This is a genomic window from Variovorax ureilyticus (assembly GCF_037889935.1).
Taxonomy (GTDB): Bacteria; Pseudomonadota; Gammaproteobacteria; order Burkholderiales; family Burkholderiaceae_C; genus Variovorax; species Variovorax ureilyticus.
The window spans coordinates 405,993-426,873 of record NZ_JBBKZU010000001.1 but is presented as its reverse complement, the minus strand read 5'-3'; the positions used below and the strand labels follow the sequence as shown (position 1 = coordinate 426,873).

18 protein-coding genes and 2 tRNA genes are annotated in these 20,881 nt (G+C 65.0%); 15 read left to right on the top strand and 5 right to left on the bottom strand.

From position 1 onward, the window contains the following. Positions 1-13: 13 nt before the first annotated feature. Complete coding sequence (locus WKW77_RS02105; protein ID WP_340355160.1) at positions 14-784, bottom strand: 3-hydroxybutyrate dehydrogenase; 771 nt, start codon at positions 782-784, stop codon at positions 14-16. Positions 785-931: 147 nt separating this feature from the next. On the opposite strand from WKW77_RS02105, the gene WKW77_RS02100 reads away from it, so the two are divergent. The 5 genes from WKW77_RS02100 to rimO all read left to right on the top strand — a co-directional run bounded on the left by WKW77_RS02100 (position 932) and on the right by rimO (position 5,939). Next, entirely contained in the window at positions 932-3,172 is a 2,241-nt protein-coding gene (locus tag WKW77_RS02100) for a RelA/SpoT family protein (protein ID WP_340355587.1), read from the top strand. Positions 3,173-3,220: 48 nt separating this feature from the next. Then, positions 3,221-3,297, top strand: a tRNA-Val gene (locus tag WKW77_RS02095). A 194-nt stretch (positions 3,298-3,491) separates the two neighbouring features. Continuing rightward, on the top strand, positions 3,492-3,860 hold the full coding sequence (locus WKW77_RS02090) for a hypothetical protein (protein WP_340355159.1): 369 nt from the start codon (positions 3,492-3,494) through the stop codon (positions 3,858-3,860). A gap of 75 nt (positions 3,861-3,935) precedes the next feature. Continuing rightward, positions 3,936-4,493: a polyhydroxyalkanoate synthesis repressor PhaR gene (phaR, locus tag WKW77_RS02085; RefSeq protein ID WP_340355158.1), complete on the top strand. Its 558-nt coding sequence runs from the start codon at positions 3,936-3,938 to the stop codon at positions 4,491-4,493. Positions 4,494-4,532: 39 nt separating this feature from the next. Continuing rightward, positions 4,533-5,939: a 30S ribosomal protein S12 methylthiotransferase RimO gene (rimO, locus tag WKW77_RS02080; protein WP_340355157.1), complete on the top strand. Its 1,407-nt coding sequence runs from the start codon at positions 4,533-4,535 to the stop codon at positions 5,937-5,939. 78 nt (positions 5,940-6,017) lie between these two features. Here rimO and WKW77_RS02075 read toward each other — a convergent pair. Then, positions 6,018-6,102: transfer RNA gene (locus tag WKW77_RS02075), tRNA-Leu, on the bottom strand. An 81-nt stretch (positions 6,103-6,183) separates the two neighbouring features. Here WKW77_RS02075 and rnr point away from each other — a divergent pair. Together rnr and WKW77_RS02065 are read left to right on the top strand one after the other, a co-directional pair. After that, a complete protein-coding gene (rnr, locus tag WKW77_RS02070; protein ID WP_340355586.1) occupies positions 6,184-8,421 on the top strand; it encodes a ribonuclease R in 2,238 nt (745 codons plus the stop codon). A gap of 15 nt (positions 8,422-8,436) precedes the next feature. Next, a complete protein-coding gene (locus WKW77_RS02065) occupies positions 8,437-9,198 on the top strand; it encodes an SDR family oxidoreductase (RefSeq protein WP_340355156.1) in 762 nt (253 codons plus the stop codon). Between the two features lie 3 nt (positions 9,199-9,201). Here WKW77_RS02065 and WKW77_RS02060 read toward each other — a convergent pair whose 3' ends face one another. Genes WKW77_RS02060 through WKW77_RS02050 form a run of 3 tightly spaced genes read right to left on the bottom strand, consistent with a single transcriptional unit; the run spans position 9,202 to position 13,318 of the window. Then, the gene (locus tag WKW77_RS02060) at positions 9,202-10,665 is read right to left on the bottom strand and encodes an NAD(P)H-hydrate dehydratase (RefSeq protein ID WP_340355155.1); all 1,464 of its coding nucleotides are present in this window, start codon (positions 10,663-10,665) and stop codon (positions 9,202-9,204) included. Positions 10,666-10,681: 16 nt separating this feature from the next. Further along, complete coding sequence (locus WKW77_RS02055; protein WP_340355154.1) at positions 10,682-11,938, bottom strand: D-amino acid dehydrogenase; 1,257 nt, start codon at positions 11,936-11,938, stop codon at positions 10,682-10,684. Between the two features lie 51 nt (positions 11,939-11,989). Next, the gene (locus WKW77_RS02050) at positions 11,990-13,318 is read right to left on the bottom strand and encodes an amidase (protein ID WP_340355153.1); all 1,329 of its coding nucleotides are present in this window, start codon (positions 13,316-13,318) and stop codon (positions 11,990-11,992) included. A 210-nt stretch (positions 13,319-13,528) separates the two neighbouring features. Here WKW77_RS02050 and rpsB point away from each other — a divergent pair, with 210 nt between their 5' ends. The 8 genes from rpsB (at position 13,529) to rseP (ending at position 20,874) form a co-directional block, all read left to right on the top strand. Next, complete coding sequence (gene rpsB, locus WKW77_RS02045; protein WP_184522800.1) at positions 13,529-14,284, top strand: 30S ribosomal protein S2; 756 nt, start codon at positions 13,529-13,531, stop codon at positions 14,282-14,284. 108 nt (positions 14,285-14,392) lie between these two features. Next, a complete protein-coding gene (gene tsf / locus WKW77_RS02040) occupies positions 14,393-15,319 on the top strand; it encodes a translation elongation factor Ts (protein ID WP_340355152.1) in 927 nt (308 codons plus the stop codon). Positions 15,320-15,414: 95 nt separating this feature from the next. Next, positions 15,415-16,137 (top strand): UMP kinase, encoded by a 723-nt coding sequence (gene pyrH / locus WKW77_RS02035; protein ID WP_088956818.1) that lies wholly within the window; start codon positions 15,415-15,417, stop codon positions 16,135-16,137. 13 nt (positions 16,138-16,150) lie between these two features. After that, positions 16,151-16,711, top strand: a complete 561-nt coding sequence (gene frr, locus WKW77_RS02030) for a ribosome recycling factor (RefSeq protein ID WP_340355151.1) — start codon at positions 16,151-16,153, stop codon at positions 16,709-16,711. 2 nt (positions 16,712-16,713) lie between these two features. Next, complete coding sequence (gene uppS, locus WKW77_RS02025) at positions 16,714-17,445, top strand: polyprenyl diphosphate synthase (protein WP_340355150.1); 732 nt, start codon at positions 16,714-16,716, stop codon at positions 17,443-17,445. 4 nt (positions 17,446-17,449) lie between these two features. After that, on the top strand, positions 17,450-18,295 hold the full coding sequence (locus tag WKW77_RS02020; protein WP_340355149.1) for a phosphatidate cytidylyltransferase: 846 nt from the start codon (positions 17,450-17,452) through the stop codon (positions 18,293-18,295). Next, on the top strand, positions 18,292-19,479 hold the full coding sequence (ispC, locus tag WKW77_RS02015; RefSeq protein WP_340355148.1) for a 1-deoxy-D-xylulose-5-phosphate reductoisomerase: 1,188 nt from the start codon (positions 18,292-18,294) through the stop codon (positions 19,477-19,479). The genes WKW77_RS02020 and ispC overlap by 4 nt, the downstream gene beginning before the upstream one ends. A 24-nt stretch (positions 19,480-19,503) precedes the next feature. Beyond that, complete coding sequence (rseP, locus tag WKW77_RS02010; RefSeq protein WP_340355147.1) at positions 19,504-20,874, top strand: RIP metalloprotease RseP; 1,371 nt, start codon at positions 19,504-19,506, stop codon at positions 20,872-20,874. Positions 20,875-20,881 lie beyond the last annotated feature (7 nt).

The following is a 20,881-nucleotide window of genomic DNA, read 5'->3' as shown; positions in this document are numbered from 1 at the left end:
CGCAAGCGCACGCTTACTGGGCGGTCCAGCCGCCGTCGACCTGCCAGGCCACACCGCGGACCTGATCGGCTGCCGGCGAGCAGAGGAACACGGCCAGTCCGCCGAGTTGATCGACCGTGGTGAACTGCAGCGAGGGCTGCTTTTCGCCGAGCAGTTCCTTCTGGGCCTGCGCGACCGCTATGCCTTCGCGTGCCGCGCGGTCGTCGATCTGCTTCTGCACCAGCGGCGTCAGCACCCAGCCGGGGCAGATGGCGTTGCAGGTCACGCCGGTGGTTGCGGTTTCGAGTGCGACCGTCTTCGTGAACCCGACGATGCCGTGCTTGGCCGCGACGTAGGCGGACTTCTGCGCCGAAGCGACGAGCCCGTGCGCCGACGCGATGTTGATGACCCGGCCCCAGTTGGCCTGGCGCATCGCCGGAATGGCAAGACGGGTGGTGTGGAACGCGCTCGTGAGGTTGATCGCGATGACGGCGTCCCAGCGCTCCGGCGGAAAGTCCTCGACGTTCGCGACGTGCTGGATGCCGGCGTTGTTCACGAGCACGTCCACGCGGTCGAATTTCGAGGCGGCGAACTTCATCATGTCCGCGATCTGGTCGGGCTTGCTCATGTCGGCGCCGTGGTACTCGACCTTGACGCCCATCGAGGCGATTTCAGCGCGCGGCTGTTCGGAATCGCCGAAGCCATTGAGAACGATGTTTGCGCCTTGTTGTGCAAGGGCCTTGGCGATTCCAAGGCCGATGCCACTGGTGGACCCCGTGACGAGCGCGGTTTTGCCTTTGAGCATGATGGTGAACTCCGGTTGAAGTAGGATGCAACGAGACCATTATCTTCATCGCGACTTCGCTTTCGACATGACCGCGCCAGCCTTTCATCACGCCCTCCGTGAGGCTTGCCGGCTGGCAAGGCGGTCGAATTTCCGGCGGTCGACACCGTGAAGCGCGAGCAATCCAGCCTGCAGGCGCCATCCACGCCGGAATCGATCGTGGTCGACTATCCGTTGTCCGCCGCGACCGCGGAGCGGACGCCGGTGATGGAGAACATGCTCGCGCGCGCACGCGCCTTCGCCGAGCCGCTAATCGCCGACGAGACGCTGGACACGGGTGAGAACACGCTGGCGCATGCCGATGCCGTCGCTCACATCGTCGCGTCGATGGGCGGCTCCGAGGCGATGCAGGCAGCCAGTTACCTTGTCTACTCGTGCCAGCATCTGAACCGCCCGCAGGAAGTCATCGCGAAGGTCTTCGGCGACAACTTCGCAGCGCTCGCCGTCGAAACGACCAAGCTGGTGTATGTCCAGAAGCAGGCGCGTTCGGCCACGGCCAGCGGCCATCTGAGCGACAGCGCGGGCACGCAGACGGAGAACGTGCGCAAGATGCTGCTGGCCTTCTCGCGCGATCTGCGCGTGGTCATGCTCCGGCTGGCATCGAGGCTCCAGACGCTGCGCTATGCGGCGGCATCCAAGAAGCCGCCGCCCGAGAACGTCGCGCGCGAATCGCTCCAGGTGTTCGCGCCGCTCGCGAACCGACTGGGCATCTGGCAGGTGAAGTGGGAGATCGAGGATCTCTCGTTCCGATTCCTCGAGCCGGAGACCTACAAGCTCATCGCACGCCTCCTCGAAGAGAAGCGCATCGAGCGCGAGAGCTACGTCGAGCAGTTGCGCACGCGCCTCGAGCGCGATCTGGCCACCGAGGGCATCAAGGCGAAGGTGCAGGGCCGGCCTAAGAACATCTACAGCATCGTCAAGAAGATGCGCGGCAAGTCGCTCGACTTCGAGCAAGTCTTCGACATCATGGCGCTGCGCGTGATCGTCGGCGACGTCAAGGATTGCTATGCGGCACTTGCATGGGTGCACTCGCACTTCCAGCCGATCGATGCGGAGTTCGACGACTACATCGCGCGGCCCAAGCCCAACGGCTATCAGTCGCTGCACACGGTGGTGCGCGATCTGATCGATGGCCGTGCGGGCAAGCCGATCGAAATCCAGATCCGCACCGAGGAAATGCACGACCATGCCGAGCACGGCGTGGCGGCGCATTGGGCCTACAAGGAAGCCGGCCAGAAAGGCTATGCCGGCGTGTGGGCGACGGGTGAGTACGACGCGAAGATCGCAGTGCTCAGGCAGCTCCTTGCCTGGGAACGCGATCTGTCCGGCGGCCAGCAGGGGCAGGGACTCTTCGACGACCGCATCTACGTGCTGACGCCCGATGCCGCGATCGTCGAGTTGCCGCAGGGCGCGACGGCGGTCGACTTCGCGTACACGGTTCACACAAGCCTCGGCCATCGCTGCCGCGGTGCACGCGTCGACGGCGTGATGGTGCCGCTGAACACGCCGCTGCAGAACGGCCAGACGGTCGAGATCATCGCGGCGAAGGAGGGCGGTCCCTCGCGCGACTGGCTCAACGCGGAGTTGGGCTATCTCGCGAGTCATCGGGCGCGCGCGAAGGTCCGGGCCTGGTTCAACGCGCAGATCACGCACGAGACGGTGGCGCGCGGGCGCGAGGCGGTCGAACGGCTTCTCCAGCGCGAAGGAAAGACGGCGCTGAAGCTGGACGACCTCGCGTCCCAACTCGGCTTCAGGTCTGCGGACAACCTGTTCGAGGTCGTCGGCAAGGACGAGTTTTCGCTGCGCAACATCGAGCTGTTGTTGCGTCCTCCCGAGCCGCCTGCGGGGCCGGACGATGGTGTTGTCATCAAGAAGGCGCGCGGCAGCGAACAGGCCGGGCGCGGCGGCGTGCTGGTGGTCGGTGTGTCTTCGCTGATGACGCAACTCGCCAAGTGCTGCAAGCCGGCGCCGCCCGATGCGATCCGCGGCTTCGTCACGAAGGGCCACGGCGTGAGCATCCACCGCGCCAACTGCAGCAACTTCAGGTCGATGGCGAGCCAGAACGCGGAACGCGTGATCGATGTCGAGTGGGGCGTGCAGAAGGGTGATGGCGCCTCGGTCTATGCGGTCGATGTGGCGATCGAAGCGGCGGATCGGCAAGGCTTGCTGCGCGATATCTCCGATGTGTTCGCGCGCGAGAAGATGAATGTGATCGGCGTGCAGACGCAGTCCGTCAAGGGAACCGCGTGGATGACCTTCACCGTCGAGATCGCCGATGCCGCGCGGCTTACGCAAGTGCTCAAGGTGGTTGCTTCGGTGGTCAGTGTGCGTTCCGTGCGACGTCGGTGAAAAGAGGCTCGAAAAAGCCTGCTATACTCTCATCTCTCGAATACACACAGGCGCGTAGCTCAGCTGGTTAGAGCACCACCTTGACATGGTGGGGGTCGTTGGTTCGAGTCCAATCGCGCCTACCAATTCACTTGGTCAAGTCTGATTAACCACCAGACGCAAGACTGATCAAGTTCCTCTCCCGCTCTCCTTTTTCGATTCCCGATTCACCGGTCCGGATCGCTTATTGGTCTATGGCCTTCGGGCGACTGGTGGCTGCGGCATCAGTTGTGGTAACTTGCCCGCTCGTCACCTCAATGCACTCGACTCCAGGGAACAGATGAACACCCCCGCCGCCGAGATCGATCCAACGCTAGAAGAACTTCGCATCGCGGCGCTGGTGCGGCAGGCACCGCTCGAATTCGCTCGGGTGGTCTACGGGCTCAATGATCGGGCCAACGGCCGTGCCGGCACCATGGCGGCCGAAGAAGTGGCGCGCACCCTTCGGCAGGGCACGCCGGTCACCCGCGAGCGGGCCGAGCAGCGCGCTCGCGCCTATCTGCCAGTCGCGGGACAGGAGCACTGTCCGCGTTGCTGGGTGTTCAACGGCATCAAGAGCCCGCTGCAATACCGGGAGGCGACGGACGAGCGCCCCGAGACCGGCGCGTGCAAGATTTGCGGCGCCGAATACGCGACATCGCTGGACTGACGCCTTTCTTTTCGGTCAGGGTAAACCTTGGCGCGGCGCAATCTGGCCGCTCCCTAGAATCGTTTGCACGCCCTGATGCGAAATTCGAAGGAGTCCCTAGTGCAGAGCAAGAAGTCCGGTGTCAAGCCGGTCCAGCGGGTGATCAAGAAGTATCCGAACCGAAGGCTCTACGACACGGAAACCTCCAGCTACATCACGCTCGCCGAGGTGAAGCAGCTCGTCATGAACAAGGAGTCCTTCGTCGTGCGCGATGCCAAGAGCGGCGACGATCTGACGCGCAGCATCCTGCTGCAGGTCATTCTCGAAGAGGAGGCCGGCGGCGCGCCGATGTTCACCGAGCAGGTCCTTGCCAGCATCATCCGGTTCTACGGCCATGCCATGCAGGGCTACATGGGCCCGTATCTCGAAAAGAACATTCAGGCCATGGCCGAGGTGCAGGCCCAACTCGCTGAAAAGGCCGAGAGCTTGACGCCTGAGATGTGGGCCCGATTCATGTCGCTTCAGTCGCCGGTGCTGCAGGGGCTGATGGGCAACTACGTCGAGCAATCCAAGAACGTCTTCCTGCAGATGCAGGAGCAGATGCAGAAGAACACCGAGCAGGTCCTGGGCGCATTCGGTATTAAGCGCCCCTGAATGCCGCGTGCCGGCCGATAGCTGGGACAATACGGGGATATGAGCGAAGTAGCCTCCCCCGATAGAACGACCCTGCCGACTGCCCCCAAGATCGGCTTTGTGAGCCTTGGCTGCCCCAAGGCGTTGACTGATTCCGAACTCATCCTGACCCAACTGAGCGCCGAGGGCTACCAGACCTCGAAGACCTTCGAGGGCGCCGACCTCGTCATCGTGAACACCTGCGGCTTCATCGACGATGCCGTCAAGGAAAGCCTCGACACGATCGGCGAGGCCCTTTCGGAGAACGGCCGTGTGATCGTCACCGGCTGCCTCGGCGCGAAGACGGGCGAGCAGGGCGGCAACCTGGTGCGCGAGATGCATCCGAGCGTGCTGGCCGTGACTGGCCCCCATGCGACGCAGGAGGTGATGGACGCGGTCCACGCGAACCTGCCGAAACCGCACGATCCGTTCATCGACCTGGTCCCTCAGGCCTTCGGCGTCGCGGGCCTGAAGCTCACGCCGCGCCATTACGCTTATCTCAAGATCAGCGAGGGCTGCAATCACCGCTGCACCTTCTGCATCATCCCGTCGATGCGGGGCGACCTCGTGTCGCGTCCGGTGGGCGATGTGCTGTCGGAGGCCAAGGCCTTGTTCGAAGGCGGCGTCAAGGAACTCCTGGTGATCAGCCAGGACACCTCGGCCTACGGCGTCGACGTGAAGTACCGGACGGGCTTCTGGGACGGAAAGCCGGTCAAGACGCGGATGCTCGACCTCGTGCGCACGCTCGGCGAGATCGCCGCGCCCTATGGTGCGTGGGTTCGGCTGCACTACGTCTATCCGTACCCCAGCGTCGACGAGATCATTCCGTTGATGGCCGAAGGCAAGGTTCTGCCGTACCTCGACGTGCCGTTGCAGCACAGTCATCCCGATGTTCTGCGTCGCATGAAGAGGCCGGCCAGTGGCGAGAAGAACCTCGAGCGCATCGCGCGTTGGCGAGAGGTCTGCCCGGAACTCGTGATTCGCAGCACGTTCATTGCCGGCTTTCCCGGAGAGACCGAGGAAGAGTTCGAGCACTTGCTCGACTTCATTCGCGAAGCGGAGATCGATCGTGCCGGTTGCTTCGCCTACAGCCCGGTGGCCGGCGCCGCTGCCAACGACATTCCGGGCATGCTGCCTGAAGCGGAGAGAGAGGCGCGGCGCGCGCGCTTCATGGAGGTCGCCGAGGCGGTCTCCATCGCCAAGCTGCAAAGGCGCGTCGGCGCCACGATGCAGGTCCTGGTGGATTCAGCGCCCGCGATGGGCCGCAAGGGCGGGGTCGGCCGCAGCTACGCCGATGCGCCTGAGATCGACGGCACCGTGCGGCTGCTGCCCCCGGAGAAGATCAGCAAGACGATGAAGGTCGGTGAGTTCACCCGAGCACGCATCGTGGGTGCAGAGGGGCACGACCTGATCGCGCTGCCGATTTGATGCCTGATACGGCCAAGAAAAAAGCCACCGGAGACCGGTGGCTTGAATCGAAAAACCCGGATGGGGTTTATTTAAACTTGGTGCCCAGAAGAGGACTCGAACCTCCACGATGTTACTCGCTAGTACCTGAAACTAGTGCGTCTACCAATTCCGCCATCTGGGCCCACATATCTGCCGAAGCAGTTATGTTTTGAATTTCAGGAAAGAAGGAGATCATATCAAAAATTTTGGCCATTCCGGCGGACTGCTGGATGAATTTGAAGGGACAGTGCTCGGACATCGCGATGGACACGGTTTCGTGCAACGCGACGACGGTGAAAGCGACATCTATCTGCCCCCGAACGAGATGCGCGCGGTCCTGCACAAGGACCGCGTCAAGGCGCGTGTGGTGCGGCTCGATCGACGTGGTCGTCCCGAGGGCCGCGTGGTCGAGATCCTCGAGCGGCCCGAGCAACCCATCATCGGCCGTCTTCTGCACGAAGGCGGCGTGTGGCTCGTGGCACCGGAGGACAAGCGCTACGGGCAGGACGTGCTGATCCCAAAGGGCGCGACCGGCACCGCGAAGGTCGGGCAGGTCGTGGTCGTGCAACTGACCGAGCCGCCTGCGCTCTTCGGGCAACCCGTGGGTCGCGTGAAGGAGGTGCTCGGAGAGATCGACGACCCTGGCATGGAGATCGAGATCGCGGTTCGCAAGTACGGCGTGCCGCACGAGTTCTCCGAAGCGTGCCTCGCTGAAGCGAAGGCGCTGCCCGACAAGGTCCGACCCGCCGACAAGAAGGGCCGCATCGATCTCACCGACATTCCATTGGTCACCATCGACGGCGAGGACGCGCGCGACTTCGACGATGCGGTGTATTGCGAGCCCGCCAAGGTCGGCCGTGGCAAGGGCTGGCGCCTGCTGGTGGCGATTGCCGACGTGAGCGCGTATGTGCAGACCGGATCGGCCATCGACATCGATGCCTACGATCGCGCGACCAGCGTGTACTTCCCGCGCCGTGTGATCCCGATGCTGCCGGAGAAGTTGTCGAACGGGCTGTGCTCGCTCAACCCCGAAGTCGAGCGGCTGTGCATGGTGTGCGACATGCTCGTGGCGGCCGATGGCGAGATCTACGCCTACCAGTTCTATCCCGCGGTCATGTGGAGCCATGCGCGTTTCACCTACACCGAGGTCGCAGCGATTCTCGGCAACACGCGCGGACCCGAGGCACAGAAGCGCAAGGACCGCATCCAGGACCTGCTCAATCTGCACGACGTGTATCGCGCGCTTCTGAGCCAGCGTTCGAAGCGCGGCGCGGTGGACTTCGAGACGACCGAGACGCAGATCATCTGCGACGAGGCGGGGCGCATCGAGAAGATCGTGCCGCGCACGCGCAATGAGGCGCATCGCCTGATCGAAGAAGCCATGCTCGCGGCCAACGTCTGCAGCGCGGACTTCATCGCCGAAGGCAAGCACCCGGGGCTGTACCGCGTGCACGAAGGGCCCACGCCGGAGAAGAAGGAGATCCTCCGCGGCTACCTCAAGGCGATGGGCGTCGGTCTCTCGATCACCGACGATCCGAAGCCCGGCGAGTTCCAGGCCATCGCCGATGCGACCAAGGAGCGACCGGATGCGCAGCAGATCCACACGATGCTGCTGCGCTCGATGCAGCAGGCGATCTACACGCCGATCAACAGCGGTCATTTCGGACTCGCCTATGAGGCGTACACGCATTTCACGAGCCCGATCCGGCGTTATCCGGACCTGCTGGTGCATCGCGTGATCAAGGCCATCCTCGGCCGCACCAAGTACCAGTTGCCGATGCTGCCGACCCCGGGCGAGGCGCATGCCAAGCTCGCGAAGCGCCTGGCTTCTCGTGTGAAGTCGCCGAGCGCCAAGCCGCAGAAGGCCAGCGTCGCGCCGAGCAGGGAAGTGCAGGCCTGGGAAGCCGCCGGCCTGCACTGCAGCGCCAACGAGCGTCGTGCCGACGAGGCCAGCCGCGATGTGGAAGCCTGGCTGAAGTGCAAGTACATGCGTGAGCATCTCGGCGAGGAATACGGCGGCGTGGTGACTGCGGCCACCACGTTCGGCATCTTCGTCACGCTCGATGCGATGTACGTCGAAGGCCTCGTGCACATCACCGAACTCGGCGGCGAGTACTTCAAGTTCGACGAGCAGCGCCAGGAACTGCGCGGCGAGCGCACCGGGATCCGCTACGCGATCGGTACGCGCGTGCGCGTGCAGGTCAGCCGTGTCGACCTGGACGGCCGCAAGATCGATTTCCGGTTGGTGCGCGAAGGAGAGGAACTCGGGACGCGCGCGATGAAGGACAAGGGTGTGGCGCCGGGCGGGGTGCCCGTGAAGGCCTCCGCCAAGCGCGGCGCGCGCAAGAAGCCCGAAGCCGTCGAGCGAAGCGAACGCGCGCCAAAATCGGCGATGCAGGCCTTCAAGACCGCGGTCAAGAAGGCGGCCAACAAGATGAAAGGGCGCAAGACGCGCCGTTGACCCAAGGAGATTTGAATGAGTGTTGAAAAGAAGAGCCGGATCGCGATCGTCACGGGCGCGGGCAGCGGCATTGGAAAAGCGGCTGCACTGGCGTTGCTTGGCGATGGGTGGAGCGTCGTGCTGGCCGGCCGGCGCCTCGAGCCGCTGGAGCAGGTGGCAGCGGAGTCGGGCGCAGGCGCGCGAGCGTTCGCGGTGTCGACCGACGTGGCCAACGCCGAGTCGGTGCAGGCGTTGTTCGCGGCGGCGGTGGAGCGCTTCGGCCGGGTCGATCTGCTGTTCAACAACGCCGGCGTAGGCAACCCGCCGGGACCGTTCGAGGACTGGACGCCGGAGCAATGGCGCGGCGTTGTCGACATCAACCTGAACGGGATGTTCTATTGTATCCAGCAGGCCTTCCGCACGATGCGCTCGCAGACGCCGCGCGGCGGACGCATCATCAACAACGGATCGATCTCGGCCACGACGCCGCGGCCGAATTCCATGGCCTACACGTCGACCAAGCACGCGGTCGAAGGCCTGACCAAGACGGCTTCGCTGGATGGGCGCAAGCACGACATCGCGGTGGGCCAGATCGATGTGGGTAACGCACTGACCGAACTGGCGGCGCGCATGACCAAGGGGGTCCCCCAGGCCAGCGGCGAGATCGCGATCGAGCCGACCATGGATGTGTCGATCGTCGGGCAGTCGGTGCTCTACATGGCCAATCTGCCGCTGGATGCCAACGTGCTCTTCCACACGGTGATGGCGACCAAGATGCCCTTCGTGGGCCGAGGCTGATCTTCAGCGCGCGACAGGCAGGCAGCCGCCGGCGAGCGCGCCTGCCGTGAGCGGAATCTCTTCCGGCCACTGGTCCGCGAGGTCGCCGTGGCGCCAGACAGCCTCGCAGGTGGCGGCCATGGGCGCGAGGCGGGCCGCGAGCGCCGCACCCACCATGCCGGCGAGCACGTCGCCGGTGCCGGCCGTCGCCAGCCGTGCATTCCCGGTCACATTGATCACCGGGGTTCCGTCGGGCTGTGCAATCACGGTGCCGGAGCCTTTCAGCGCCACGATCGCGCCGAAGCGCTTGGCGAGGTCCTGCGCCGCGGCGAGCCTGTTGCGTTGAACCTCGCCGGTGTTCGATCCCAGCAGCCGAGCCGCTTCGAGTGGGTGGGGCGTCAGAACCGTCGAGAGGCCGGAGCGAGCTTTCAGCAGTTTCTGCAGCGCGGGATCTGCGGCGATGCCATTGAGCGCATCCGCATCGAGAACCAACGCGTCGGCGGTCTGGAGAATGTGCGGCAGCAACTCACCCACCGCGGCGCCGCCTCCACATCCGCTCACGACGGTCATGCCCGAAAGGTCCAGCGTGTCGGGTCGACGAAACATGAGTTCGGGCCTGAGTTGATCCAGTGCCGGCGCGCCGGGATCGAGCAGCGCGACGAACACTCGCCCCGCACCCGCGTTGAGGGCTGCGGAGCCTGCGAGCAAGGCGGCTCCGGCCATCCCGGGTGCGCCGCCGATCACGGCGACATCGCCGTAGCTTCCCTTGTGCGAGGCGTGGTGCCGCCGCGTTGCGGCGGGAAGGCCGGGCAGTCTGGCGACCGGCGAGTCGACGATGCCTGCGACGCCGAGATCGTCGAACCACACCTCGCCGGCAGCGTCGCGGCCGTGGGCTGAGAAAAGCCCGGGCTTGAGCGTCAGCAGGCTCAGGCAGATGCGGCGGGCCTGCGCGCTGTCGGCTTGCAGGTAGTTCGCGGCCATCGCACCCGTGTCCGCGTCAAGCCCAGAGGGCGTATCGATGCTGAGCACCGGCGCGGTGCCCTCGGCCATGCGGCGGAGCCAGTCGAGCATCGCGCCTGAAGGCGCCCGCGCGGATCCGATTCCGAGCAGGGCGTCCACCGCAAGTTCGTACTGCGTCGGTGGCGCTTCGGCAAAGGTGACACCCGCCTCCCGTGCGCGCCGGAGCGAGGCTTGTGCATCGGCCGGCAGCCGGTCGTCATCCCCGATGCGCGTCGCCACCGTCCTGAAGCCGCGGCGCTGAAGCTGCGCGGCCGCCTCGAAGCCGTCGCCGCCGTTGTTGCCGGGTCCGCAGGCCACCCAGACGACACGCGCATGCGGCGCCACAGCCATCGCGAACCGTGCCACTGCCAGCCCTGCGCGCTGCATCAGCGTGTGGGGCGGAAGTGCCTTGGCAGCCGTTTCCTCGATCCGGCGGGTGGCCGCGATGTCGAACAGGTCGGCGGCAGTGGCGGATGTGATGCGAAACATGCGGCGTCCTGTCGGGTCAGTGTTGCAGCAGGCGTTCCATTCCGAGGCCCTCGAGATCGATGCCCGGGTCGCGGTCCTGCATGAGGTCTGCCAGGACCCGTGCGCTGCCGCACGAGAGGGCCCAGCCGCTCGATCCGTGGCCAAGGTTCAGCCAGACGCCCGGCACGCCGCTGCGGCCGATGATCGGCGGCCCATCCGGCAGCATCGGGCGCGCGCCTTTCCATTGCTGCACACCCGAGCGAAGCGTGACCGCGCCGGGAAACCAGTCCTGGAGCACCTTGTAGAGCGTCTGCAGCGAGGCCGGGTTGATGGTTCCCGGCGAGCCGCCGATTTCGGCGCTTCCTGCAACGCGCACCCGGAGCCCCAGTCTGGAGATCGCGACCTTGTAGCGCTCGTCCATGACCGCACTGCGCGGCGCGCTCAATGGCTCCCGGATGTTCGCGCTGATCGAATGGCCGTAGACCGGTGCCAGCGGTACGCGCAGGCCCAGTGGCCTGAGTAAGTCCGCGGAGGCGACGCCGGCGCAGACCACCACCGCGTCAAAGCGGTGGCTCTCCGAGCCAGCCGCGAGCGAAATCTCCGTGGGGGCCGCACGTTTCAGTGGCGCGAGCTCACAGTTGAAATGAAACTGTGCGCCCAGCGCCTCGGCCTCCCACTTGAGCAGCTGCGCGAACTGCCGGCAGTTGGCCACCTCGTCGTCCGGCAGGTAGATGGCGCCGGCGAGTGCGGTGTCGGCGCTCAGTGCCGGCTCGATCTTGCGGGCCTCGTCGGCATCGATCTCCTGGAACTTGGTGCCGGCAGCGCGCAGCACGTCGAGCCCGGCCTGGACCAGCTTCTTCTCGCGCTTGGAGCGCATCAGCACCAGGTAGCCGTCGCTGCGCTCATAGTCGAGCTCGCAAGCTTCCGTGATGGCGTGAAGGCGAGTGCGGCTGTAGAAGGCGAGCCGCTGCAGGCGCGTGCGATTGGCCAGATAGGTTTCGAGCTTGCACGCGCGCTGCCAGTGCGCCATCCAGCGCACGTCGCGCAACGACAGCGGCCAGCGCAGCTTGACCGCACCGTGCGTGGACAGGAGCGAGCGAAGCACCTTCCCGCGCATGCCCGGCGCCGCCCACGGGGTGACGTAGCCGGGTGCGACCACACCGGCGTTGGCAAAACTCGATTCCTCGGCCGCGGCACCGCGCCGGTCGAAGACCATGACTTCATGGCCGTCGGAGGCCAGTTCCCACGCGGTGGTGACGCCGATGATGCCGGCTCCCACGATCGCTACTTTCATTCGGTACTTTGCAGATATTGATTCGGGCGCCCGGCGCGGTATCGGATCGGATCAGCGGCCGGCGAGCGCCTGCTCCGCCTGCAGCGCCGCGGCCAGCACCCCGTCGTCGCGAAGCGCGGCGTGCCAGATCATCAGGCCCACAGGCAACTCGCCGTCGGCGTGGCACGGGATCGAGATGGCGCAGCCGTCGAGCATGTTGACGACGGACGGATTGCGCAGAAGCAGGGCGTTGATGCCGAAGAACGCTTCGTCGCGCTCCGCTCCCGGTGCCAGGCTCGCGATGGTCGGAGCCGTGACGGGCACCGTCGGCGACAGCACCGCGTCGAACGATGCGAGCGCCTGTTCCATGCGGGCGATCCACTCCTTGCGAGCGTGGCAGAGATCGATGTACTCATGGGCCTTCATCGTCGCGCCCTTGAGGATGCGTTGCGCGACGCGCGGGTCGTACCCTGCGCCGCTGCGCTCCAGCAGATGGCGGTGCCAGGCGTAGGACTCTGCCGCGGAGAACCCCCCGGTGGCATTGATCGCCGGCAGGTCCGAAAGCGCCGGGAGGCTGATTTCGGTGATCTGCGCACCCGCTCTCCGCAGCGCTCGGAGCGTCCGCTCGAAGGCGCCGGCAACGACGGCGTCCATCTCGTTCTGGAAGAGTTCTCTGGAGACCGCGAAACGATAGGTCGCCAGCGGCCCGTTTCCCGCGATGACGCGGCGGTTCGAGAGGATCTCGTGCGCGGTGATCGCATCGCGGACCGACCGCGTCATCGCGCACACCGTGTCGAGCGTCGTCGACAGCGGGAGCGCGCCGTCGGTGGGAACGAGCCGTGCGGTGTTCTTGAACCCCACGATCCCGTTGAGCGCAGCGGGAATGCGGATCGAACCGCCGGTATCCGAGCCCAGCCCGATGAATGCAGCGCCTGTTGCAACCGACACTGCGGCACCGGAGGAAGAGCCACCCGGAATGCGCGGCGTGTCCGGATCGGCGGGGTTGGCTGGCGTTCCGTGGTGGGGATTGATCCCGACGCCCGAGAAGGCGAATTCCGTCATGTTCGTCCTGCCCAGCAGGGCGCCGCCCGCGGCGCGAAGACGGGCGACCGCGACGGCGTCGGTCTTCGCTGCCGGTGCATGGGACAGCACTGCCGAGCCGGCGGGTGTCGGCTGGCCCGCCACGTCGAAGAGGTCCTTGGCCGTGAAGGCGAGTCCCGCCAGGGGAAGTTGCGGCCGGGCCCCTGCCGCTTCGCGCCTGGCCTCATCGAACAAGGTGCGCGTGAAGACATGCTCGCAGGCTGCCGATTCGGCCGCGGCGATGGAGTGCTCCATTTCGGTGCGTGCGTCGGATGCGCCAGTCGTCAGGGCGTGGCGTGCGGCGTGCAGGTCGGGGCGCATGTCGAGGGGCGGGGCAGGTGGAGGGGCGCGTGTTATACTCTTTGGGTTTCGCTCCGGGTACTTTTACTCACGTTATCTGGTGTTTTCCCAGTGTCCCAGAGTGAAGCGCATCCGCAAACCAGCCCAATCAAGGTGTTGTGAGGTCTCAATTCCGTTGGAGAGGCGCACAAAACGGGCTGGATTTTAGACCCAACCTTTGGAGTTATTCCTATGTCGACCACCATGCGCGAAATGCTGGAAGCCGGCGTCCATTTCGGACACCAAACCCGCTTCTGGAACCCCAAGATGGCCCCGTACATCTTCGGCCATCGCAACAAGATTCACATCATCAACCTGGAAAAGTCGCTCCCGATGTTCCAGGACGCGATGAAGTACGCCAAGCAACTCACCGCCAACCGCGGCACGATCCTGATGGTCGGCACCAAGCGCCAGGCCCGTGAGATCGTCGCCGCCGAAGCGCGCCGCGCCGGCGTTCCCTACGTCGACACCCGCTGGCTCGGCGGCATGCTGACGAACTTCAAGACCGTCAAGACCTCGATCAAGCGCCTGAAGGACATGAAGGCCCAGCTCGAAGCCGGCCTCGACAGCCTGAGCAAGAAGGAGCAGCTCACCTTCACGCGCGAAATCGAGAAGCTCGAGAAGGACATCGGCGGCATCCAGGACATGGGCGCGCTGCCGGACGCCATCTTCGTGATCGACGTCGGCTTCCACAAGATCGCCGTGGCCGAGGCCAAGAAGCTGGGCATCCCGCTGATCGGCGTGGTGGACTCCAACCACTCGCCCGAAGGCATCGACTACGTGATCCCGGGCAACGACGACTCGTCGAAGGCCGTCACGCTGTATGCGCGCGGCATCGCCGACGCGATCATCGAAGGCCGTGCAAACGCCGTCAGCGATGTGGTCAAGGCCGTGTCCGAAGGCAATGCCGACGAGTTCGTCGAGGTCGAAGAGGGCGCTTCCGCCTGAATCGTGCTCGTTCGAGCCTGAAGAAGGGGCCTCGAAGCCCCTTTTTTTTAATCTGATTTTCGTGGCGCCCGTGTGGGCGGCAACTGACAAACCGAACGGAGAATACACATGGCAACAATCACCGCAAGCATGGTCGCCGAGCTGCGCGCAAAGACCGACGCTCCGATGATGGAGTGCAAGAAGGCGCTCACCGAAGCCGAAGGCAACATGGAAAAGGCCGAAGAGCTGCTGCGCATCAAGTTGGGCAACAAGGCGGGCAAGGCTTCGAGCCGCATCACCGCCGAAGGCGTGATCGCCGCCTATGCCGAAGGCGACGCGGGCGCGATCGTGGAGATCAACTGCGAAACCGACTTCGTCTCCAAGAACGATAGCTTCCTGGCATTTGCGAATGCTGCCGCCGCGCTGGTCGCCAAGCACAATCCCGCGGACCTGGAAGCGCTCGCCGCGCTGCCGTATGAGCAGGACAGCTTCGGCCCCACACTCGAAGACGTTCGCAAGGGGCTGATCGGCAAGATCGGCGAGAACATGACCTTCCGCCGCTTCAAGCGCTTTGCTGGCAACGGCCAGCTGGCGACGTATCTCCATGGCACCCGCATCGGCGTGATGGTCGAGTTCGAAGGCGACGCAACCGCCGCCAAGGACGTCGCCATGCACGTGGCCGCGATGAAGCCCGTGGCGATCTCGTCGGCCGACGTTCCGGCCGAGCTGATCGAGAAGGAGCGTGCAGTCGCTGCCGGCAAGGCGGAAGAAGACCGCAAGGCTGCCGAAGCCGCCGGCAAGCAGCCGCAGCCCGCCGACATCGTCGCCAAGCGCGTCGAAGGCAGCGTGCAGAAGTACCTCAAGGAAGTGTCGCTGCACAACCAGCCGTTCGTGAAGAACGACAAGCAGACCGTCGAGCAGATGCTCAAGGCTGCCGGCACCACGATCAAGTCGTTCACGCTGTATGTGGTCGGCGAAGGCATCGAGAAGAAGGTCGACGACTTCGCGGCCGAAGTCGCTGCCCAGGTGGCGGCCGCCAAGGCGGCTGCGGCTTAAGTCAAGGCCATTCAGCGGCGGCGCGTCGCTGCGCCGCCGCTGTTTCAATTCCACGTCATACACTCGCAAACGCCCAATTTTCAAAGGAACTCTCCATGCCAGAAACCCGCCCGGCCCACAAGCGAATCTTGTTGAAGCTGTCGGGAGAGGCGTTGATGGGAGACGATGCATTCGGCATCAACCGCGCGACGATCGTCCGGATGGTGGGTGAAGTTGCCGAGGTCGTGAACATGGGCGTCGAGGTGGCCGTGGTCATCGGCGGCGGCAACATCTTCCGCGGCGTCGCGGGAGGTTCGGTCGGCATGGATCGCGCCACGGCCGACTACATGGGAATGCTCGCGACCGTCATGAACTCGCTGGCACTCGCCGATGCGATGAACAAGCAAGGTCTGATCGCGCGCGTCATGTCGGCGATCGCGATCGAGCAGGTCGTCGAACCCTACGTCCGTCCCAAGGCACTCCAGTACCTGGAAGAGGGCAAGGTCGTGATCTTCGCCGCCGGGACCGGCAATCCGTTCTTCACCACCGATACGGCCGCGGCCTTGCGCGGCGCCGAGATCGGCGCCGAACTGGTGCTGAAGGCGACCAAGGTCGATGGCGTCTATACGGCGGACCCCAAAAAAGACCTGAGCGCGACCCGCTATTCGCGGCTGAGTTTCGACGAGGCCATCGCGCAGAATCTCGGCATCATGGACGCCACGGCCTTTGCGCTGTGCCGCGACCAGAACCTGCCGATCAAGGTGTTCTCGATCTTCAAGAACGGCGCCCTCAAGCGCGTCGTGATGGGCGAGGACGAAGGCACGCTGGTGCATGCCTGAGTGGAGAAAGAATATGACCATCGCAGATATCCGGACCACCACTGACGCCAAGATGAATCAATCGCTGGCGGCGTTCCAGCACAACTTGACCAAGATCCGCACGGGACGTGCGAATCCCCAGTTGCTCGATTCCATCCACGTCGACTACTACGGCTCCAGCGTGCCGCTGTCGCAGGTGGCGAATGTCTCGCTGATCGATTCCCGCACGATCAGTGTTCAGCCCTGGGAAAAGGGCATGGGCGCCAAGATCGAGAAGGCGATCCGCGAGAGCGATCTGGGTCTCAACCCGGCGTCGATGGGCGACCTGATCCGCGTGCCGATGCCACCCATGAGCGAGGAGCGCCGCAAGGAGATGACCAAGCTCGTTCGTACCGAAGGCGAGAACGCCAAGATCGCCACGCGCAACCTGCGTCGCGACGCCAACGATGCGATCAAGAAGCTGGTCAAGGAAAAACTGGCCTCCGAAGACGATCAGAAGCGCGCCGAAGCCGAGATCCAGAAGGTGACCGATCGCCACATCGCGGAGATCGACCGCCTCGTGGTTGCCAAGGAAGCCGAAATCATGGCGGTCTGACAATGAGCGCAGCGCCCGCCGTTCCCCATCACATCGCGATCGTCATGGACGGGAACGGCCGTTGGGCGACACGCCGCTTTCTGCCGCGCGTTGCCGGACACAAGCAAGGTGTCGAGTCCTTGCGGCGCTGCGTGAAGGCATGTGCTGCACGCGGCGTCTCGGTGCTCACCGTATTCGCCTTCTCGTCCGAAAACTGGAATCGTCCCGTCGAGGAGGTCTCGGGGCTGATGGACCTGATGGTCGTTGCCCTCGGGCGCGAGGTGCCCAGGCTCACCCAGGACGGCGTCCGGCTCCACTTCGTTGGTGAGCGCAGTGGGTTGTCCGAGAAGATCGCGGCAGGCCTTCTCCAGGCCGAGGCGGCCACCGCTCACAACAGCCGCCTGGTGGTCAATGTGTGCTTCAACTACGGCGGGCGATGGGACATCGCGCGCGCCGCGGCACAACTGGCTGCGCGCGGCGAGGCGCTGACCGAAGCCAACCTGGATGCGGCCATGGCGCTGTCGCACGTCCCCGATCCCGATCTGTTCATCCGCACGGGCGGCGAGCAGCGTCTCTCGAATTTCCTTCTCTGGCAAAGCGCCTACGCCGAGCTGTTCTTCAGCGATCGCTTGTGGCCGGAGTTCGACGAGGCTGCGTTGGACGAGGCCATCGCTGCCTATCAGAACCGAGAACGCCGCTTCGGTCAGACCTCCGCCCAGGTTCGGGCGGCGCGCCCCGATCAGCAAGCCGCCTGAGCGAATGCTCAAACAACGCATCATTACCGCGGTTGTCCTGCTGGCGATCCTGCTGCCTGCGCTTTTCTATCCGTCCCATGTCCCTTTCGCCTGCGTGATGCTGGCGCTGATCGCGGCCGCGGGGTGGGAATGGGGGCGGCTCAACGGCTATGGTCAGCGCGTCTCCCTGTTTCTCGGTGCCGAGATTGCCGTGCTCTGCGCGCTCTCGTGGTGGCTGGGATTGCTCGAGAGCTCCCTGCTGCCGGTGTGGATCCTGGCCAGCGCTGGATGGGTGCTCGGAGGCGCGGCATTGCTGCGCGCTGCGGTTCCGGGATGGCCGCGCATCCCGAGGGGGTTGCGCCTCGTCGGCGGACTGCTCGCGTTGTGGGTTGCTTGGCTGGCCGCGGTGCAGGCCCGGATGGTCGGGATCAACTTCCTTCTTTCCGTCCTGGTGCTGGTATGGGTGGCGGATGTCTTTGCGTATTTCACCGGCCGTGCGTTCGGGCTCAAGTTCACGCGCAACAAGCTGGCGCCGACGATCAGTCCAGGCAAGAGCTGGGAGGGCGTCTGGGGTGGCATGGCCGGTGTGCTCGTTCTGGCCCTGGCCTGGGCCTGGAGCGATTCGGCCCTGCAGGCGAGCGTCTCAAGTCTGTACACCCGGCTCGCCGAGCGAGGCTGGTGGTTGCTCGTGATCGGCGTAATATTTCTGGCGGCGATGAGCGTGGTCGGCGACCTGGTCGAGTCGCTGATCAAGCGCAGCGCCGGCGCCAAGGACAGCAGCGCCTTGCTGCCGGGGCATGGCGGCGTACTTGACCGGGTCGATGCGCTGCTTCCGACGCTGCCCATTGCAATGATGTTGGCTTTCTTGTGAACACAACCAAACAGCGCGTCACGGTGCTCGGAGCGACGGGGTCCGTCGGCGTCAGCACCCTCGACGTGATCGCTCGCCATCCCGACCGCTTCGAGGTCTTTGCACTGTCCGCGGCCACGAAGGTCGATGAGATGCTCGCGCAATGCGCGCGTTTCTCGCCGAAATTCGCCGTCATGGCGAGCGCGGCGCATGCCGAACTGCTCGCCGACAAATTGGTCCGGAACGGTCTGCCGACGCGCGTTCTGATGGGCGCGGGTGCTCTCGAGTCCATTGCTTCGCACGAGGAAACCGATGCCGTGATGGCGGCCATCGTCGGCGCCGCCGGGTTGGGCCCGTGCCTCGCCGCAGCCCGAGCCGGCAAGCGTCTGCTGCTTGCAAACAAGGAGGCGCTGGTGGTCGGCGGCGACCTGTTCATGAGCACGGTGCGCGCCGGAGGCGCGACCTTGCTGCCGATCGACAGCGAGCACTCCGCGATCTTTCAGTCGCTTCCAGAGGATCCCTCGACCTGGGCTCGGCGCATCGACAAGATCATCCTGACCGCCTCCGGGGGGCCGTTCCGCACACGCCTGCCCGCGTCGCTGACCCACGTCACGCCAGAGGAAGCGTGCGCCCATCCCAACTGGGTCATGGGGCGCAAGATCTCGGTGGATTCGGCGACGATGATGAACAAGGCGCTTGAAGTCATCGAAGCACGCCATCTCTTTGGCGTGCAGCCCGAGCAGATCGAGGTGGTGATTCATCCGCAGAGCGTGGTGCACTCGATGGTCCAGTTCACCGATTCCTCGGTGATTGCGCAGTTGGGGACGCCCGACATGCGGGTTCCCATCGCAGTCGGACTCTCCTGGCCCGAGCGCATCGAGAGCGGCGCGACCCGGCTCGATTTCCGCCAGATGGCCGCACTCACGTTCGACTCTCCCAACGCGGAGCTTTTCCCCGGGCTTGACCTCGCGTGGCAGGCGCTCCGCGCCGCACCCGGCACCACGGCGGTTCTGAACGCGGCCAACGAAGTCGCTGTCGAAGCCTTCCTCGATCGCAGATTGCGCTTCGATCGGATCCACGCGGTCAACATGGAAACTTTGGAAGTGGTGCATCCCTCCAAGCCGCAGTCGCTCGGGGACCTTCTCGCGCTCGATGCGACCGCCCGAGCCGCGGCCAATGCGGCGGCGCTGCGTTTTGCAGCCTGACGCCATCCAACTCCGGGACACCCGATGCTCACAGTTGTTGCCTTCATCGTTGCACTGGCCCTCTTGATCGCAGTGCATGAATACGGTCACTACCGTGTGGCCGTCGCTTGCGGCGTGAAGGTGTTGCGCTTCTCGATCGGCTTCGGTCCGACCCTCTATCGCTGGACGCCGAAGCGGCAGCATCCGGGGCAAGACACGGAATTCGTCATCGGCGCTTTCCCGATCGGCGGCTACGTCAAGATGCTCGACGAGCGTGAAGCCCCTGTCGCACCCGAGGAGCGGCATCGCGCGTTCAACAACCAGCGGCTACGTTCTCGCACAGCCATCGTCGCGGCCGGGCCGCTGGCCAACCTGCTGCTGGCTGTGCTGCTGTACACGCTGGTCAACTGGATCGGCGTGCAGGAACCGGTCGCCAAGCTCGCTCGACCTGTCGTGGCTTCACTTGCGGAGACCGCGGGCCTGCGCGGTGGCGAGCACGTCACGCGGGCAGGTTTCGATGGCGACCTCGAGAACGTTCAATCGTTCGAAGACCTCCGCTGGCGCATCACGCGAGGCGCGCTCGACCGGCGCGACCTGACGTTGGAGATTGCGGGCGAGGGCGGGCGCCCATCGCGCGAACTCGTGTTGCCTCTTAGCCGCATCGAGGCCAAGGACGCAGATGCGCAGATGTTCCGCAAGATCGGCGTCGTCGCACCGCTGACCCGCCCCGAGATCGGCGAAGTCATGGCGAAGAGCGCGGCGGAGCATGCCGGACTTCGCAACGGCGATGTTGTGCGCGCCATCGGTCCCGTTGCGATCGTCGATGGACAGCAGTTGCGCGAAGTCATACGTGCCTCGATCGATGGCGATCAGCCTCGCAGCCAGACCTGGCAGGTCGACCGCGGGGGGCAGTTGCTCAAGATCGACGTTGCTCCCGATGTTCGCGAGGAAGGCGCCGCGAAGGTCGGCCGCATCGGCGCCTACGTGGGTGCACCACCCGAGATGGTCCTGGTGCGGCAGGGCGTGGTCGAGGGTGTCAAGAACGGTGTTGTCCGCACGTGGGAGGTCTCGGCCCTGACGGTGCGCATGATGGTCAAGATGATCATCGGCGAGGCGTCGCTCAAGAACCTGAGCGGGCCGCTCACGATCGCCGACTACGCAGGCAAATCGGCGAGCCTCGGATTGACCCAGTATCTGGTTTTTCTCGCGCTGATCAGCGTGAGTCTCGGTGTGCTGAACCTGATGCCTTTGCCGGTCCTCGATGGGGGGCACCTGATGTATTATCTTTGGGAGGGCCTGACCGGCAGGGGTGTCTCCGACGCATGGATGGAACGGCTACAGCGCGGCGGTGTCGCGTTGCTGCTGGTCATGATGTCGATCGCACTCTTCAACGACGTCACGCGGCTCTTTGGTTAACTATCTG